At 73.0% G+C, this 17,883-nt stretch carries 9 protein-coding genes; 3 read left to right on the top strand and 6 right to left on the bottom strand.

Translation table 11 applies throughout. From position 1 onward, the window contains the following. Positions 1-12: 12 nt before the first annotated feature. Entirely contained in the window at positions 13-8,895 is an 8,883-nt protein-coding gene (locus OG294_RS36190; RefSeq protein ID WP_327070796.1) for an SDR family NAD(P)-dependent oxidoreductase, read from the bottom strand. A 957-nt stretch (positions 8,896-9,852) separates the two neighbouring features. Between OG294_RS36190 and OG294_RS36185 the strand changes: the two genes are divergently transcribed. Further along, positions 9,853-10,944 (top strand): IS630 family transposase, encoded by a 1,092-nt coding sequence (locus OG294_RS36185; RefSeq protein ID WP_327064604.1) that lies wholly within the window; start codon positions 9,853-9,855, stop codon positions 10,942-10,944. A gap of 91 nt (positions 10,945-11,035) precedes the next feature. On the opposite strand, the gene OG294_RS36180 is transcribed toward OG294_RS36185, so the two are convergent. The 4 genes from OG294_RS36180 to OG294_RS36165 form a co-directional block, all read right to left on the bottom strand. Beyond that, positions 11,036-12,619, bottom strand: coding sequence for an IS1182 family transposase (locus OG294_RS36180; RefSeq protein ID WP_327071662.1), 1,584 nt, complete (start codon positions 12,617-12,619; stop codon positions 11,036-11,038). A gap of 69 nt (positions 12,620-12,688) precedes the next feature. Further along, on the bottom strand, positions 12,689-13,771 hold the full coding sequence (locus OG294_RS36175; RefSeq protein WP_327071797.1) for an IS630 family transposase: 1,083 nt from the start codon (positions 13,769-13,771) through the stop codon (positions 12,689-12,691). 52 nt (positions 13,772-13,823) lie between these two features. Then, positions 13,824-14,930, bottom strand: a complete 1,107-nt coding sequence (locus OG294_RS36170; protein WP_327070795.1) for a DUF5954 family protein — start codon at positions 14,928-14,930, stop codon at positions 13,824-13,826. Positions 14,931-15,094: 164 nt separating this feature from the next. Then, entirely contained in the window at positions 15,095-15,541 is a 447-nt protein-coding gene (locus OG294_RS36165) for a nuclear transport factor 2 family protein (protein WP_327070794.1), read from the bottom strand. A gap of 20 nt (positions 15,542-15,561) precedes the next feature. Between OG294_RS36165 and OG294_RS36160 the strand changes: the two genes are divergently transcribed. Both OG294_RS36160 and OG294_RS36155 read left to right on the top strand, forming a co-directional pair. Next, the gene (locus OG294_RS36160; protein ID WP_327070793.1) at positions 15,562-16,182 is read left to right on the top strand and encodes a TetR/AcrR family transcriptional regulator; all 621 of its coding nucleotides are present in this window, start codon (positions 15,562-15,564) and stop codon (positions 16,180-16,182) included. Between the two features lie 329 nt (positions 16,183-16,511). Beyond that, positions 16,512-16,991: a hypothetical protein gene (locus OG294_RS36155; protein WP_327070792.1), complete on the top strand. Its 480-nt coding sequence runs from the start codon at positions 16,512-16,514 to the stop codon at positions 16,989-16,991. 36 nt (positions 16,992-17,027) lie between these two features. Here the strand turns inward: OG294_RS36155 and OG294_RS36150 are convergent, their stop codons facing one another. Continuing rightward, entirely contained in the window at positions 17,028-17,864 is an 837-nt protein-coding gene (locus tag OG294_RS36150; protein ID WP_327070791.1) for a LysR family substrate-binding domain-containing protein, read from the bottom strand. Between the last annotated feature and the right edge of the window lie 19 nt (positions 17,865-17,883).

Here is a 17,883-nt window from a genome sequence, read left to right as displayed (position 1 = left end):
GGTCCCCTCCGCCTAGTTCTCGACGCTCTCGACGCCCAGGGCGTCGAGCTCCTCGTCGGTCATGCTCTCGATCAGGCCGATGCTCGCCAGGATCCGGTCCACCTCGGGCACCCCGAGCGCCCCGCCCGACGGCAACCGGCGCTCCAACTCGCCTGCCATCGCCGCGAGTTTGGGCGCGTCGAAGACGGCCTGGACGGACAGCTGCACGCCGGTGCGGCGGGCCAGCAGGTTGATCAGGCGGGTCGCGAGCAGTGAATTGCCGCCGAGCGAGAAGAAGTTGCTCCTCGCGCCGAGCCGGTCGGCATCGATCCCCAGCAGCTCCGACCAGGCACCGGTCATGGTCCGCAGCGCGTCACCGGCGGCCGCCGCCTGCGGCGCGGCGCCGGGGCCGGCGTCGATGTCGGGGTCGGCGTCGCCGTCGGGTCGTACCGTGACGGGCCCGGCGGGGCGGCGGCCGAGCCAGTAGGCGCCCGCCTCGAAGGCGGTCGCCGGCAGCGGCACCAGCCGGCGCGGGCCCTGGTGGAGACCGGCCCACGGCACCCGGGCGCCGCGCACCCACAGCTCCGCCAGGTGCTCCAGATCGCCGTCCGCGACCAGACCGGCCAGGAAGGCCTCGCCCCGGGCACCGGTCAGCACGCTGCCCAGCGGACCGGCGTCCTCCTCCGCGTTGCCGAGCACGACCGCCCCGGCCGCGGTTGCGCCCGGGCCCGTGGTCAGGTGCTCCGCGAGCGCCCTGGTCAGCTCCTCCCGGCTGCCCGCCACCACGGCGAGCCGCTCGGGCAGCGCCTCCCGGCCCAGCTGCGCGGTGTAGGCGAGGTCCGCGAGGCCCACCTCGTCCGCGCCGCCGCCCGGGGCCGCCAGGAAGTCGTGCAGTCGCTGGGCCGCCGTGCGCAGCCGCTCCGGGGTGCGGGCGGAGAGCACCACCAGCTGGCGCCCGGCCTCCCCCGGGTCCGCCGGGGCGGCCGAGGCGGCCTGGACCGGCGGCGGGGCCTCCACCACCAGCGTCACGTGACTGCCGCCGGCCGCCACCGAGTTGATCAGCGCACGGCGGGGCGCGGGCCGGCCCTGCGCGTCCTTGGCACCGCGCGGCTCCCAGGGGGTCAGCCGCTCGCAGAGCCGCAGCGGCGAACCGTCGAGATCCAGGTTGGGGTTGGCGGTGCCGACCTCCACCAGCGGCGCGAGCTCCTGGTGCCGCAGCTGCAGGACCACCTTGGCGAGCTGCGCGATGCCGGAGGCCGCCTCGGGGTGCCCGAGGTTCGACTTCACCGTGCCGACCGCCACCGGCTCGGTCACCGCGCCGAACACCTCGCGCAGCGCCCGCAGTTCGACCTCGTCGGAGAAGGCCGTGCCGCTGGCCGCGGCCTCCACGTACCCGATCGAGTCCGGGGTGGCGCCCGCGCGCTCCAACGCCTGGCGCAGCACCTTCACCTGGGTGCGGTGGCTGGGCGTCATGAAGCCGTTGGACCGCCCGGCGTGCATCGAGGCGGTGCCCTTGATGACGGCGTGCACGGTGTCGCCGTCGCGCAGCGCCGCCGCCAGCGGCTTGAGCAGCACCGCGCCGACCACCTCGGCGGGCAGGTAGCCGTCGCCGTCCCGGAAGCTGCGGCTGCCCGGGTGGCTGCCGAGCAGCTGCATCTCGGCCAGCGCCGTGTACTTGTCCGGGTGGACGGTGAGGTTCACGCCACCGGCGACGGCCAGCTCGCTCTCGCCGCGCAGCAGGTCGGCGCAGGCGAGGTGGATGGCCATGGTGGAGGAGGTGCACATGCTGTCCACCGCCAGGCTCGGGCCCTCCAGGCCGAAGAAGTGCGAGACCCGGTTGGCGATCAGGTTGAACGAGGCCGCCGCGGTGAGCGCCGCCAGTATCGGGTCCGACTCGTCGGCCCGGTACATCTGGTAGGCCGACCCGACGTAGACGCCGACCCGCCGCCGGTAGCGCTGCTCGATGACCTCCTGCGTCACCCCGCTCTGCTCCAGCAGGTGCCAGACGGTCTCCAGGAAGAGCCGTTGCTGCGGATCCATCGCCACCGCCTCGCGCGGCGAGATGCCGAAGTGCAGCGGGTCGAACCGGTCGACGCCGTCCAGGAACGCGCCCCACCACCCGCGGCCGGCGCCGGGGGCGTCCGGGTCGGCGCCGGGCTGCTCGGCGAAGCGGCCGGCCGGGACCTCGGTGACGCAGTCCTTGCCGCTGCGCAGGATGTCCCAGAACGCGTCCAGGTCCTCGGCCTGCGGGAAGCGCCCGCCGATGCCGATGACGGCGATGGCGTCCTCGGCCGGCCGCGGCCAGGAGGCGTGCGCGCCGTCGGCCGGGCGCGGGGCCGGCGCGGCGGCCTGCGGCTGCGGTGCAGCGGCCTGCGGCTGCGGTGCGACGGGGGCAGGAGTTGGGGCAGGGGTGCGGGGTGCTTGCGGTGCCACGGCGGGTGCGCCCACCAGCGTCCGCAGCTCCTGCGGGTGGTCCGCCACGAAGTGCCGGGCCAGCCCGCGCACCGACTGCACCTCGAAGAGCAGCGTGCGCGACAGCGGACCGAAGGTCTCCTCCAGCCGGGAGACCAGGTTCACCGCGAGGACGGAGTCCATGCCGTAGCGCTCCAGCGGCGCGTCCGGGTCCAGGCGCTCGGGGCCGAGACCCAGGGCCGTCGCCAGCAGGCGCCGCAGGTGGCCCACGGCCCGGTCCTCCAAGGCCCGGTCCTCCAGGGCCCGGTCCTGCGGGGCCTGGTCCACGCCGGGAGCCGTCGCCGGCTCGGGGCGCGGTGTCTCGGCCACCGGTCCGCCCTGCCCCGGGAGCCAGGGCAGCTCGGCGCCCCGCCGGTGCGCGACGACCAGCAGCCTGCCGTCGTCCAGCCCGTTCTCCCGCCCGGCCAGCGCGCAGCGCAGCGCCGCCAGCCCCCGGGCGGTGTCCAGCGGCGCCAGGCCCGCGCCGCTCAGCAGCTCGCGGGCGGCGGCGTCGCCCATGCCGCCCTCGGCCCACAGCGGCCAGCCGACGGAGACCGTCGCCCCGCTGCGCAGCCCTGCCGCCACCAGGCGGTTGCGGTAGCCCGCGTAGGCGTCCAGGAAGGCGTTGGCCGCCGCGTAGTCGCCCTGCCCGGGGTTGCCGAACGCCCCGCTGAGCGAGGAGAAGCAGACGAAGAGGGCGAGCGGCTGGTCCTGGCTCAACTCGTCCAGGTTGACCAGTCCGGCGACCTTGGGCGCCAGCACCCGGGCCAGCTCCTCGGGGGTCTTGCGGACCAGGTAGCCGTCCTCGATCACCCCGGCGCTGTGCAGGATGCCGGTCAGCGGCCCGTGGTTGTCGGCCACCTGGGCCAGCAGCCGGGCCACCTGCGCCCGGTCGCCGACATCGGCGCGCTGGTAGTCCACCGTCAGCCCCGCCGCCCGCAGGGCGGCCAGCTCGCCGCGCCGCGCCGCGTCCAGCGGCGAGCGCCCGGCGAGCACCACGGTGGCGTGCCCGACCGAGGCGGCGATCTCGCGCGCCACGATCAGGCCCAGCCCCCCGGCGCCCCCGGTGATGAGGTAGACGCCGTCCTGCTGCCAGGGCGCGGCGGCGGGCCGGGCACCGGTCAGCTCGGCCAGCCCGGCGACCTGCCGCCGGCCGTCGCGGTGGCGCACCTCCGGGTCGGGGCGGCCGGCCGCCTCGGCGAGCAGGCGGGCGGCGAGGGCGGCCGCCGAGGGGGCGTCCAGGCACTCCAGGTACTGGGTGTGCAGCAGCGGGTGCTCCAGCTGGGCGGTCTTCAGCAGGCCTGCCAGCGCGCCGAAACAGGCCAGCCGGTCGAGCTCGGCCGGTCCCTGCGCGGCGCCCACCAGGGCGACCTGGAGCAGCACCGGCTGCCGTACGCCCGCTTCGAGGATCCCGCGGGTCAGCGCGAAGAGCCGCTGCACCGCCTCGGTGTACTGGCGGTCGAGCGGGCCGTCCGCGAGCTCCACGAACTGCGGATCGGTGCCGGCGGGCAGCGCGGCCCGCAGGGTCTCGCGCTCACCGGCCGTGAACCGGCCGAGCAGCACCACGTGGTGCACCGCGAAGGCCGGCCCCGGCCGGTCGGCGGGCCCGGCCTCGCGCACCGACCAGACCGGGCGCAGCAGCACCTCGTCGACCTCGTACGGGAGCGGGGGCGCGGCGGGCGTGGAGGCGGGCGCGGCGGGGCCGGCCAGGGGCACGGCGGCCGCGCCGCTCGCGAGCGGGGCGGTCAGCGCCGGGCCGGCCTCCGGGTCCACCCAGTGCCGCTCGCGGGCGAACGGGTAGCCGGGCAGGCTGATCCGCCGGGCGGGCGCGCCGACCGGACGCAGCGCCGCCCAGTCCACGGCGGCCCCCTCCACCCACAGCGCCAGCAGGCGCTGGTGCGCGGCACGGTCGGACCAGTCGGCGAGCGCCGCGCGCAGCGCCTCGCCGCCCGGCGCGCGCTCGGTGCGGGCGGTGCCGCGCGCCCAGGCGCCGGGCCGCTGCGGGTCCGCGGCGAACGCCGCCAGCTGCGCCCGGGCCTCGGCCGGCGAGGTCGCGGCGAAGGCGAGCCGCTCGGGCAGCGCGAGCCGTCCGGTCTGCAGCGTCCAGGCCACGTCCGGCAGGTCGGCCTCGCCCAGCTCGGCCAGCCGCCCGCTCAGCCGCCTTGCCTGCTCGACGAGTTGGCCCTCGCTCTGGGCGGAGAGCAGCAGCAGCGCCGGTCGCCCGTCGGCGGCGGTCGCGCGGCGTCCGGCGGGCTCCTGGTACTCGGCGATGACGACGTGGGCGTTCGAACCGCCGCCGCCGAAGCTGGACACGCCGGCGAGCCGCGGCACGGTGCGCTGCTCGCCGTCGATCAGCAGCACCGGCCGCTGCCAGGGTTCCAGGCGCTGCTGGACCCGGAACGGCGTGCGGGCGAAGTCGATGTGCGGGTTGAGCGCACCGGAGTGCAGGCTCGGCACCAGCTCCCCGTGCTTCAGCTGGAGGAGCACCTTGGTGACGGCGGCGATGCCGGCCGCGCTCTCGGCGTGCCCGATGTTCGACTTCACCGAGCCGATCGCGCACTGCTGCGGCCCGCCGCCCAGGTGGCCGAAGGCCTTGGTCAGGCCGTCGATCTCGATCGGGTCGCCCAGCGAGGTCCCGGTGCCGTGCGCCTCCAGGTAGCTGAGCGCGCGCGGGTCGACGCCCGCCTCGGTGAGCGCCCGGGCGATGACCTGCCCCTGCGCCACCGGGGTCGGCACCGAGTACCCCGTGGTCCGGCCGCCGTGGTTGAGCGCGGTGCCCTTGATCACGCCGTAGACGTGGTCACCGTCGGCGACGGCCCGCTCCAGCGGCTTGAGCAGCACGGCGCCGACGCCCTCGCTGGGCACGTAGCCGTCGCCACCCTCGCCGAAGCTGCGGCAGCGTCCGTCGCTGGACAGGAACCGGCGCTGGCCGAGCATCAGGTACTTGTTCGGGTGCGGGCTGAGGTTCACCCCGCCCGCGAGCGCCGAGTCGCACTGGCCGCTCCGGATGGCCTCGCAGGCCAGGTGAATGGCGGTCAGCGAGGACGAGCACATGGTGTCCACCGCCATGCTCGGCCCATGGAAGTCGTAGACGTACGACACCCGGTTGGCGATGGTGGAGGCGCTGCCCCACAGCGCGGTCGCGCGGCCGCGCTCCTGCGCCTGCGCGCCGAGCAGCTGGTACTCCAGGTACATCACGCCGACGAAGACGCCCACCAGGTTCGGCGGGGCGCCGACGGCCGCGTCCCCGGCGGGCTCGGCGGCCGACCGGGCCAGGCTCTCGCCGGTGTAGCCGGCGTCCTCCAGCGCGTGGTGGGCGCACTGCAGGAAGAGGCGCTCCTGCGGATCGAGGTAGTCGGCCTCGAACGGCGAGATCTGGAAGAAGAGCGGGTCGAACTGGTCGATGTCGTCCAGGAATCCGCCCCAGCGGCTGGTGTTCGCGCCGTTCGGGTCGGCGTAGCGGCGGTGGTCCCAGCGCTCCGCCGGGACCTCGCGCACGCAGTCCCGGCCGGCGCGCAGGTTCTGCCAGAACTCGTCCAGGTCGGCCGCCTGCGGGTAGCGGCCGCTGACACCGACGATCGCGATGTCGGCGCCGGGGCGCGGGGGCAGCGGGCGGGCGGGCCGGGGGGCGGTGGACGGGACGGGGGGCGCCACGTGCGGGGCGACGGCCTGCGGGGCGGCGGCCTGAAGGGCGGCTGTCGCCGGGGTGGCGGCCTGCGGCAGATCCGGCAGGGCACGGGTGCTCAGTCCGGTCAGCTCCACGCAGACCCGGCCGTGCTCGTCGAGCACCGTGACGTCGAGCCGGGCCGCGGCGGCCTCGGTGCTGCTCCCCGGCTGGTGCCGGATCCAGGCGTAGGAACGCGCGGGTGTGGCGCCCGGCGTCTCGACCCGCTGCACGGCGAACGGCAGGGCGAGCGCGGCCGGGCGGCCGTCGGCGCCCGCCTCCGCCAGCCACAGGCCGATGGTGGCCTGCAGCGCACCGTCCAGGACGGCCGGGTTCAGCCGGCACTCCGCCGCGAGCTCCGCCGCCGCCGGCAGGCTCAGCTCCGCCAGCACCTGGCGCCGCCCCGCGCCGTCCGTGCCCACCCGCAGCTCCACCAGGGTGCGCTGGGCGGGCCCGTAGTCCATGCCCATGCGCTCGTACCGGCCGTAGACGTGCGCGGCGCCGTACACCGCCTCGGCGCAGGCCGCGCGCAGTTCGTGCAGGGACGGCGCGCCGGGGCCCGCGGGGCCCGCCAGGCTCGCCCGGCCCTGGCTGCACAGGGTGACCGTGCCGTCCTCGTCCACGCTGTCGATCGTGAAGTCGCAGCCGCCACCGGGCAGCGTGCGCACGCCCACCCGCAGCTCCAGCCCGCGCGGTCCGCAGACCGCCGGCCGCAGCCACACCACGCCGTCCAGCCGCACGGCCTCCGGCCGGACCCCGTCGGGCCGCTCGGCGCCCAGCGCCAGCGCGACCGCGGCACGCGCCATCTCCAGGTGCGCGACACCGGGCAGCACGCGACCGCCGCGCACCCGGTGGTCGCTCAGGTACGGCTCGCTGCCGTCGAAGTGCGCGTGGCAGGTGATGCCCCCGGCGTCCGGCACGGCCCGGTGCAGCATCGGATGCGGGCGCACCGGGGCCGCCGGGACGGCCTCGGGGGCTGCCGGGGCGGCCGCCGGGGCCGGGGATGCCGGGGCGGAGGATTCCAGGGCCGCGAACCGGTCCGGTCCGGCGTCGACCAGCTGGGCCGCGACGGCCTGCACGGTGCGGTGCTCGGCGAAGACGGCGGAGGTGAGCTGCGTGCCGTAGCGGGAGTTGAGGCGGTCGGCGAGCTGGGCCAGGCCGGCCCAGTCGAACCCGAACTCGGCCAGCTCGGTGCCCGGGTCCACCTCCCCCACCGGCACCTCCAGCAGCGCGGCCACCTCGTCGAGCAGCGCGGCCCGGACGGTGGCGAGCCGGTCGGGCTGCACCACCGGCACGGCGGGCGCCACCGGCACGGCAACCACCGGCGCGGCGGGCGCCGCCTGGACGTTCGTCTCCTCGGGCAGCTGCGTCTCCAGCCACTGCGCCAGATCGGCAACCGTCTTGTACTCGAACATCACCGTCGGCGACAACGACAACCCCAGCCGACCCTCCAAATCAGCCACCACCGACAACAAATCAGCCGAACCCAACCCCAACTCGTAGTACCCACTCCCCACATCAACCCCCGACACCGGCTCCCCCAACCGAGCCGCCACCAACTCCCGCACCAGACCCACCACATCACGCCCACCCGACACCACCACCGGCACAGCAGGCACCGGCACGGCGGGCGCCGCCTGGACGTTCGTCTCCTCGGGCAGCTGCGTCTCCAGCCACTCCGCCAGATCGGCAACCGTCTTGTACTCGAACATCACCGTCGGCGACAACGACAACCCCAGCCGACCCTCCAAATCAGCCACCACCGACAACAAATCAGCCGAACCCAACCCCAACTCGTAATACCCACTCCCCACATCAACCCCCGACACCGGCTCCCCCAACCGAGCCGCCACCAACTCCCGCACCAGACCCACCACATCACGCCCACCCGACACCACCACCGGCACAGCAGGCACCGGCACGGCGGGCGCCGGAGCGGCGTCGCCGCGCACGTCCAGGGCCGCCGCGGCACGCACCCGCTTGGCCACGAACTGACTCACCTCGGCCACCTTCTGGCCCTCGGCGTCGTAGAACTCCACGGCCAGCCTGATGAGTTCGTCGTCCCGGCGCACCGAATCGACCGGTACCCGAACGAAGCAGCGCCTGCCCAGCGGAGCCGCCGCCCGGAACGACTCGAAGACCAACGGCAGATAGAGCTCCGGACCGGCCGGCCCCTGGTGCAGCATGCTGGTACCGACGCCGCCACCGAGCAACCCGGCCTCGAACAGGGCAGGATGGAAGAGGAAGGCGTCCGCGGTGCCCTGGTGCTCCGGGGCGAGTTCGAGCTCGGCTATCCAGTCGCCGGGGCGGTGGTGCACCGCGCCGCCGATCTTCATCAGCCCCGAGTGGAACAGCTCGTACTGCCGGCACCAGGCGTAGATCTCGGTGAGAGGCGTGAGCTTCTGCACACCGTCCAACGGCAGCGCCAACCGCTCCTGGTAAGGGGCCGCCGGGCGGTGGAGCGCGGTCACCACCGCGTGCAGGACGTCGGAGGTGTCCTGCTGCCGCCGGCTGCGGACCTCGATCCGCCAGCCGCCCGCCGGCGCGGGCCGTCCCGCCACGGTGGTCAGCACCCGTTCACCCGGCGCGGCCACCAGGGGCGCGAGGATGGTCAGGTTGCGCAACTCGACGTTGGGCATCGCCATTCCGTGCCGGGCGAGGACCTGCAGCACCATGTCCACATAGCCGACACCGGGCAGCAGCGTGCGCCCGTAGACGACATGACCCGCCAGCAGGGGGTTGTCCGCGGTGACGGTCAGAGTCTCGGTGAACGTCTCGGTGAACATGGACGAATCGGTCATCGGTTTCCATCCCAGAACAGCGTCGAACCGGCGGCGGCCCGCCATGGGCGACACCGGAGGAAACTTCCAGAGCACACGAGGAGAACTGCGGTCAAGAAATAGCCGGGACCAGCGGTGAACAGACCCGGGAGCTGTGTCGGCAATCCCTATTCAGGGCATGCGTGAATTCCACCGGTTCGACGAGTGTCGACGGCGTCAGGCCTGCTCGGACGCACCCCAGTGCCCTGGCGGCACCGCAAACGCATCCAGGAACAATGCGCCCGGCAACGCCGCCGCGGCGAAGGATTGGAAGCAACCCCCCGCTAGAACGTGTAGAACCTCATAGCGATCCCCCTCGCAAGCTCGCCCGCCCAGCACTCGCATCGACATCGCGCCGTAACCCCGGATCCCCACGATGCGGAACCGCTTCACATCGCCCAGGTAGTCGGCTTCTTGGAGCCTAACGGGAGTCACCGGCGCGGCGCAATGAAAAGATTTGTGGGCCCGCGACATCTGCCGACGATGGCATGGACTGTCCCGGAGCGTGCCTGACAGGCACAGATCACCGCGTCGACCACGTCGGCAACCCGCCGCTCGCGAAGCTCTGATGACGGTTCGTCATCGACCTGACGAGGCCCCCGGCCGAACAACCGGACCCGGTCTTGACAGCACCGATCTGACACCGCATCAGGACCATTGCAGCATCGGGCAACCTTCGCCCGGGCGCGCGACCTTCGCCCCGTCGCGCAGAGGTCGCCCGACGCAGCGCTAGGCCGTGTCTCACAATTCCCGCCAGGCGCGCGACGCCGGGCATCCCGCCTGGACGCACCGGCGAATCATCCAAGTACGACCCAGTACGAGGACGCTTCGCCGGCACGCCCAGCCGGGCGCCCAACGCCGCGCGCTGATCCGACGCGAATTGTGAGACACGGCCTAGTGTCATGAGTCTTAGGAAAGCTATAGAAGTATGCTGGGTTCATGGCGCGGATGGGTCGGCCGACGGTCGAAGTGGTTCTGACGGATGACGAGCGTGAGACGTTGCTGCGTTGGTCGCGGCGGGCGACGTCCGCGCAGGCGCTGGCGCTGCGCTGCAGGATCGTCCTCGCGTGTGCCGACGGACTGTCGAACACCCAGGTCGGCGCGAACCTCGGGATTCATCCGACCACCGTGGCCACCTGGCGCAAGCGGTTCGCGGCCCAGCGACTGGAGGGCCTGGCCGATGAAAAGCGGCCGGGCCCTGCCCGCACGGTGACGGACGAGCAGGTCGAGGACGTGATCGTGCGGACTCTGGAGACGACGCCGAAGGGCGCCACACACTGGTCCACCCGCGAGATGTCGAAGCAGAGCGGGCTGAGCCAGTCGACGGTCTCGCGGATCTGGCGCACCTTCGGCCTCAAGCCGCACCAGGTCGACACCTTCAAGCTGAGCAAGGATCCGCAGTTCATCGAGAAGGTCCGCGACGTGGTGGGCCTCTACCTCGATCCGCCCGAGCGCGCCATCGTGCTCTGCGTCGACGAGAAATCGCAGATACAGGCACTGGACCGCTCCGCGCCGGTGCTGCCGATGATGCCCGGCATGCCCGAGCGCCGCACCCACGACTACCTGCGAGGAGGTGTCACCACCCTGTTCGCGGCGCTCAATACCGCCACCGGCGAGGTCATCGGCTCCCTGCACCGCCGCCACCGCGCCGTCGAGTTCAAGAAGTTCCTCGCCAAGCTCGACAAGGAGGTCCCCGCCGAACTCGACGTCCACCTGATCTGCGACAACTACGCCACCCACAAGACCCCCGCCATCAAGAAGTGGCTACTCGCGCACCCGCGCTTCCACATGCACTTCACTCCCACCAGCTCGTCCTGGCTCAACCAAGTCGAGCGCTGGTTCGGCCTACTGACGGACAAGCAGATACGGCGCGGAGTCCACAAGAACGTCCAGGCGCTGGAGAAGGACATCCGCGACTGGATTGCCCACTGGAACGAAGACCCCAAGCCGTTCACCTGGACCAAGTCCGCCGACGAGATCTTCGAACGTCTCGCCGGCTATCTGAACCGCCTGCCGAACCCCAACCCCTAGATATGCAGCCGTTCTGAGACTCATGACACTAGGAGGCTCGTGAAGATCTTGTTGAGGGGCTGTCCGGCCGTAGGCCGGGCTGCCCCTCTGGTTATGCGTTGGTTGCCGGGGTGAGTTGCCAGGTGCTGCCGGTGTGGGTGAGTCCGAGGTTGATCAGGCGGCGGAGGTTGAGGGCGGCGGCTCGGGTGTGGAGCCAGGTGTCGTTCTTGATGGTGCCGCGGTAGCGGAGTCTGCGGTTGCCCCGGTGGACGATCCAGGCGACTGCGCGTTCGACGGGTGGTCGCCAGCGGCGGTAGTCGGCTTGCCAGTCGGGGTCGGTGGCGGCCTGGCGGCGGGCGGCGGTGAGGAGGTCGTGGTGCGGGCGGATGGTCAGGGTGCGTCCGGCCCTGGCCTTGGTGCACCGCTCGCGCAGGGGGCACCCGGTGCACAGGCCGGCGAAGGTGGCCTTGCGCTGCTGGTGGCGGCCGCCGGGGTCGGAGAGCGGGACGGTGTGTCCGGCGGGGCAGGTCACGGTGGCGGCGGTGGTGTCGATGGTGAAGTCGTCGAGGGTGAAGCCGCCGGGGACGGCTGCCCGCAGTGGGGCGGGTTTGAGGAACAGTCGGTGCCCTTGCTGTTCCAGGGCCTGGCGGGCGTCGCCGGTGGAGTAGGCGGTGTCTGCGAAGGCGTCCACCGGGGCGTCCTCGTCGGCGAGCAGGTCGAGTCCGACGGCGGCCTCGTGGTGTTCTGCTCCGGCGCCGGGCCGCAGGGCGACCGCGGTGTATAACCCTGTCTCGGGCTCGATGGCGAGGTGGGCCTTGAAGCCGTCCTGCCGGTGGGTGCGGGTCTTGTGCACGTGCCGGGCCTCGGGGTCGACGGTGGAGACCATCCGGTCGTGGGCGGTGCCCCGGGTGATGCGCCAGCGTCCGTCGCGTCCGTCGGAGTCCTCGGCGGGCTCGACGTCCTGCCCGGCGACCAGGGCCAGCAGGCCGACCGCGTTCGCGGCCTTCTCGCCGAGCTGTTGCTCGGGCAGGTGCCCGAGCAGCCGCAGCGCGTCGCCGACCAGGGCGTCGACGAGGTCGGCTCGGGCCTGCTCGTCGTTCCACGCGATGCGGGGTTTGCCCGGGTCGGTGTAGTCGTGGGCGGTGCAGTGCACGGCCGCGACCGCATCCGCGCCGGGGACTTCGCGGATCACCGCCCGGACGGAGGCGATGATCTGGGTGACGGTGTCCTGGGTGGCCACCGCGTCGTCCAGCACGGTGGAGTCCAGCGCCCGCCGGTGCTTGCCCTTGAGGACACCGGTGGCCCGCACGACCTCCCGCACGGCCTCGAAGATCCGGTTGGGCCGGGGAGAGCGGGCCAGCCGGCGGCGGAAGTAGGCCAGCAGCGACGGGTCGAACGCGGTGTCGTTCAGGCCCAGTCCGCACGCGGCCTTCCACCGCAGGTCGCACCGCAGTTCCTGGACCGTCTCGAAGTCCGACAGGCCGTGCAGGGCCTGCAGCGCGATCGCCGCGGCCAGGATCTGCGGCGGCATGCTCGGCCGCCCGTTCGCCGACGGGTACATGTCCGCGAACATCACCGCCGGGAACAACTCACCACGGTGCTCGGCCAGGAACGCGAACACGCTGCCCACCGGGATCAACCCCCGGCACGTCTCCCAGACATCCGGCCCGACCGTCTCCCCGGACCACTCACCCATCGCCACAAGAAACAGTCTGGCCCCGCCGCTCGCGCGGCGAGGCCAGAACCCAAGATCTTCACGAGCCTCCTAGTGTCCTGCGCCAGGAATTCGTTCAAGATATGAGGCGAGTCGTTCGAGGATCTCGTCGGCGGTCTTGGTCCAGGTGAATGGGCGGGGGTCCTCGTTCCAGGTCTTGATCCAGGTCCGGATGTCCTTCTCCAGGGCCTGGACGGACTTGTGGACTCCACGTCGGAGCTGCTTGTCCGTCAGCAGTGCGAACCATCGCTCGACCTGGTTGAGCCAGGACGAGCTGGTCGGGGTGAAGTGCAGGTGGAACCGGGGGTGGCCGGCCAGCCACTTCTGGATCGCCGGGGTCTTGTGAGTGGCGTAGTTGTCGCAGATCAGGTGCACGTCCAGGTCAGCCGGCACCTCCTTGTCGAGCTTGGCGAGGAACTTCTTGAACTCGGCCGAGCGGTGCCGGCGGTGGAGGGAGCCGATGACCTCGCCGGTGGCCACGTCGAGGGCCGCGAACAGGGTGGTGACGCCGTTGCGCAGGTAGTCGTGGGTGCGGCGTTCGGGCATGCCCGGCATCATCGGTAGCACCGGGGCGGAGCGGTCGAGTGCCTGGATCTGGGACTTCTCGTCGACGCACAGGACCAGAGCCCGCTCCGGCGGGTCCAGATACAGCCCGACGACATCGCGGACCTTGTCGATGAACTGCGGGTCCTTCGACAGCTTGAATGTGTCGACCTGGTGCGGCTTGAGGCCGAAGGCCCGCCAGACCCGGCCGACAGTGGACTTCGACAGTCCCGTCTCGGCGGCCATCGACGCCCGGGACCAGTGGGTGGCGTCCTTGGGGGTCCGCTCCAGGGTGGCGACGACGAGTTCCTCGATCCGCTCGTCGCTGATCTTCCTTGGAGCACCGGGGCGTTGCTCGTCTGCGAGCCCCTCCAGCCGGCGCTCCAGGAAGCGCCGCCGCCACTTGCCGACCGTCTGCGGCCAGATGCCGAGCTCGGCGGCGACTTCCTGGTTCGTCTTCCCATCTGCGCAGCCGAGCACGATCCGGCACCGCTGGGCGAGTGCCTGTGACGACTTCGCCCGCCTCGACCAGCGGACCAGCGTCTTCCGCTCGTCGTCGGTCAAGGTCAACTCGGCCATCGGCCGACCCATGCGTGCCATGAAGACAGGCTACAGATATGAAGCGGATTTCAGGCGCAGGACACTAGCGCTTGCGGCGCTGCCGGCGGCGCTCCTGCTCGTGCCGGAAAGCGCGCAGCATCTCCTCCTGCGTCTCGTCGAGCTCGATCGGCGCGTCGTCCTCGTCGGGCAGCTCGCCCGCCTCGCGCAGGATGCGGTCGTGCTCCAGGACGGGCAGTTCGGGATCGTGGTCGCTGGGGCGCGACATCTCCGGGCCGTCCGGGCCGAACCGGACCAGGCGTTCGACCCGCACGATCCGCCAGCGGCGCCCCGCCAGCTTCAGGTCCGACGCCCGCTCCTCCTCGAACCGGTCGGCGGCCCGGGTGTAGGCGGCACGCTCCTTGGGGCCGAGCCGGTGCATGATCGGCGCCATCACCCGCAGGTGGACCGCCAGCACCTCCCGGGCACCCTGCGGGCTGGTCGAGTCGGCGCCGGAGAACGGTGCCCAGCGCCCGGCGGTCCGCTCGGCGCTCATGAAGGTGGCGGGCAACAGCACCCCGCCGGGGTGCGTGCGGGCGGCCACCCGCGAGTCGTCCCGGACCTCCGCCGGCACGGTGCCCTCGGCCCGGACCAGCGCCAGGAGTTCGGCCTTCAGAATCCCCTCGGACATCCCGGTGGGGGTCACCGGATCGATCACCAGGCCGTCGCCGGGATCCGGCGCCTCGCTGCCCTCGCCGAGCCCGGCCGGGTCCGGGTCGCTGGGCCGCGGGGGCTCGGGGCCGTCGGGGCCGGTGCGGATGAACCGCTCGGCGCGCACCACCCGGTAGCGGGTGCCGAGCACGGTCATCTCGTCGATCTTCTCCCAGTCGAGCCTGACCGCCGCCGCCATGCACTCCTCGTGGTCGGCGGTGCGCCCCTCCCGCTCCGCGGCCTGGGCGAGCTTCCGGAACGTCACGGACATGCTCTCGCGGGCGCCCTGGGGCGTGTCGTTGCAGAAGAACCGGTGCAGCCGCCAGCCACCCGCCTCCAGCTCACGGGCCACCCCGAAGACCGGCCCGCCACCGGACACCAGGTCGGGATAGGCGTCCCTCGCCTGCCAGGCCTCCACATCGGCCAGCACCGCAACCGGAGCCTCCAGCGCGGTCATCCGGATCGTCCGGTAACCGGGGACATCCTCACCAAGGTCAGCCATACCGGCAGGATGCCCCCGCCCGGCTCCGCTGCGCAGCCGGACCCCCACCCGCGACCCGATCGAGCGACCCGGCCGCGCCGCACCCGGGCCGCCCCCGGCCCCTGCCCTACAGTGAACTGTTTACGCCCGGCCCGGCGAGCCGGCCCGCAGGAGCTCGCCGACGGTCAGCTGTCGAGCGGGGTGGGAAGCGCGGCGGCCAGCACCTCGCTCTCCAGCGGGTTGCCGTAGTCGCGCGAGGACACGATGAGTCCGTCGACCACGCGGACGACGTTGATATAGCCGAGCGTGAACGGCTCCCGGTTTGCGGTCAGCCGCCCGTGGACGCGGAACTCGACGACGACGACCTCCGGGTCGACGGTCTCGTGCAGGGTGACGCCGTCCACGGAGTCGTACGTCCACAGCGCCTCGACGGCCTCGGCCCGTGCCCGCATCGCCCCGTTGCCTTCGGTCCGGGACGGGAAGCCCGGCCGGACGAAGGGCATCTCGATGACGACATCCGGGGCGTAGAGGTCGGCGAGGCGGCTCCGCGAGCCCTCGACCACGGTGCGCAGTAACAGTTCTACGGTCTCGCGTGGGGTGCGGGTGCCGGGAGAGGAGACGGGAGCGGGCATCAGGAGTCCTTCGGATCGGCGTGACGGCAGGCTCGGCGGCACGGCGCCGACGAGGAGGAGGCCGGCGCCTGCGTGCCGACGCACGCCGCAACCGCGCCCGGGTCCTGGAGGCCGCACGCGAGGTCTTCGCCGCCGAGGGCCTGGCGGTCCCCCTCGACGAGATCGCCCGTCGCGCCGGGGTCGGCGCGGGGACGGTCTACCGCCACTTCCCCACCAAGGAAGCGCTGTTCGAGGCGGTGGTCACCGACCGCATCAAGGCCCTGACGAAGGCCGGGCACGAGGCGCTGGCGCGGATCGACGCCGGCGCGGACCCGGGCGAGGCGTTCTTCGGCCAGCTGGCCGTGGTGGTGGCCGACGCGGGATCGAAGATGGACCTGGCCGACGCACTCGTCGGCGCCGGGGTCGACCTCCAGCAAGCCACCCTCGACGCGGCCGGCGACCTGCGCGCCACCCTCGGCGAGCTGCTGACCCGCGCCCAGTCCGCCGACGCGGTCCGGACCGACATCGACGTCGCCGACCTGCACGCCCTCGTCGCCGGCGCAGTCGCAGCCGAACGCGCCCGCGCAACCGACACCCGCCCGGGCCGGCTCACGCAGATCATCAGCGACGGCCTGCGCCCCGCGCGGAGCACAACCGGCTAACGCCCGCCGCTGCCACCGCACCCGGTGCGCCGGGCATCCCCGGCGACGGGGCTGCGCCAGGCGAACTCGTACACATGGGTGTCGGTTGGCAATCGATTCCGACCGTAAATGATCGATCTCGATTGATCCGCACAGCCCCTGGCCGCTTGGAATCCGACGCGGCCCGTCCGGGAACGTCCGGGAACGTCCGGGAACGACCGGGAAACCGGCTGACCGTTGCCCACCGTCCGTACCCGGTGCGAGGGTCGTCGCGGCAACGCCCCGGCGCGTCAGAGACCGGATGCCGCAAGGGCGTTGCCGCACCGGCCGCGCATGACCGTTGCCAGCCCGTGAGGCTGGACGAGACCCAGGGGTACACCGTGCTCAAGCTCTTGAAGACACCCAGGCTCCGCCGCACCATGGCCGCGGCCGCCGCCACGCTGACCATCGCCGGCGGCGCCACCCTCACCACCGCCGGCACGGCCAACGCGACCAGCAGCGAGCAGTGCGGTCCCGTCCAGGGCCCCTGGTACGGCTGGAGCCTGCAGCCCTGCGTCGACGAGGTCGCCCCCGGCGTGTACTACAGCAGGGTCCACATGACGGGTGGTGACACCGACGTGCGCATCTACACCGGCATCTACGACAAGTGCAACGGCGTCACGTACGGCATTCCAGGCGACTCGCCCGCCAACGACATCTTCCCGGGCTCGGCCTGGTTCTACAGCTACCAGAGCAACATCAGCTGCTCCCAAGGCGTATGGGGCATCGCACGGGTCGCCGACGACGGGGTCGGAGCCCCTTGGGCCTGGTCACAGCCGATCTACGGCTGAGCCGCCGGCGACCCGGCCGCATGCAGCCCGGCGGTCTCAGGAGCGGCGGCGCGGCTTGCCCTTCTTCGCCGTGCCACCCGAGCCGGACCCGCCCGGGCGCGGGCGGGCGCCGCGTGCCCCGGGGGCGGCGGGCTTCTTCTTCGGCTGCTCCGTCCGCTTGGCCGACTTGGCCTGCTTGGCCTGCTTGGCCGACTTGGCCTGCTGGCCGGTCCGGGCCGGCTCCCGCCCCGCGCCGCCCTTGCGGTCCGGCTGCCCCGTCTGGGCGGAGCCGCGCGAACTGTTCACCGTGCGTCCGCGGACGATGCCGATGAACTCCTCCACCAGGTCGGTGGTCCTCGCCTCCGGCCAGCAGAGCGCGACCTGGGACTGCGGCGCATCGGGCATCGGGCGGAAGGTGAGGTCGCGGCGGTGGTGCAGCCGGGCCAGCGACTGCGGGAGGACCAGCAGGCCGACGCCCGCCGCCACCACCTCGATGGCGTCCGCCGTGCTGGCGGGCCGCTCCAGGCCGGGCAGCCCGGGGCGGGTCGGCCACTCGATGGTCTCGTCCTGCGGGTGCCAGATCACCTCGTCGGCCAGGTCGTCGACCAGGACCTCGTCGGCGGCGGTGAGCAGGTGCTCCTTGGGCAGCACGACGACCGTGGTCTCGGTGTAGAGCGGGATGGCGCTGAGCACCGTGCGGTCCACCGGCAGCCGGATCAGTCCGGCATCGGCAGCACCGTCCTTGAGCAGCTGCCCGCCCTCGGGCGCAGCGACCGGGACCAGGCTGATCGGCACCTGCGGCAGCCGCTCCTCCCAGACCCGGATCCACTTGCCGGGCGTGACTCCCGGTACGTACGCCAGTCGGAAGCCGTCGGTCACCTGGTTCTCTGTCACGGGCCCAGGCTACCGTCCG

The organism is Kitasatospora sp. NBC_01302 (assembly GCF_035976515.1).
In the GTDB taxonomy this organism is placed as follows: domain Bacteria; phylum Actinomycetota; class Actinomycetes; order Streptomycetales; family Streptomycetaceae; genus Kitasatospora.
Note: the sequence above shows the minus strand (reverse complement) of the source record. Positions and strands in the feature narration are given on the sequence as shown.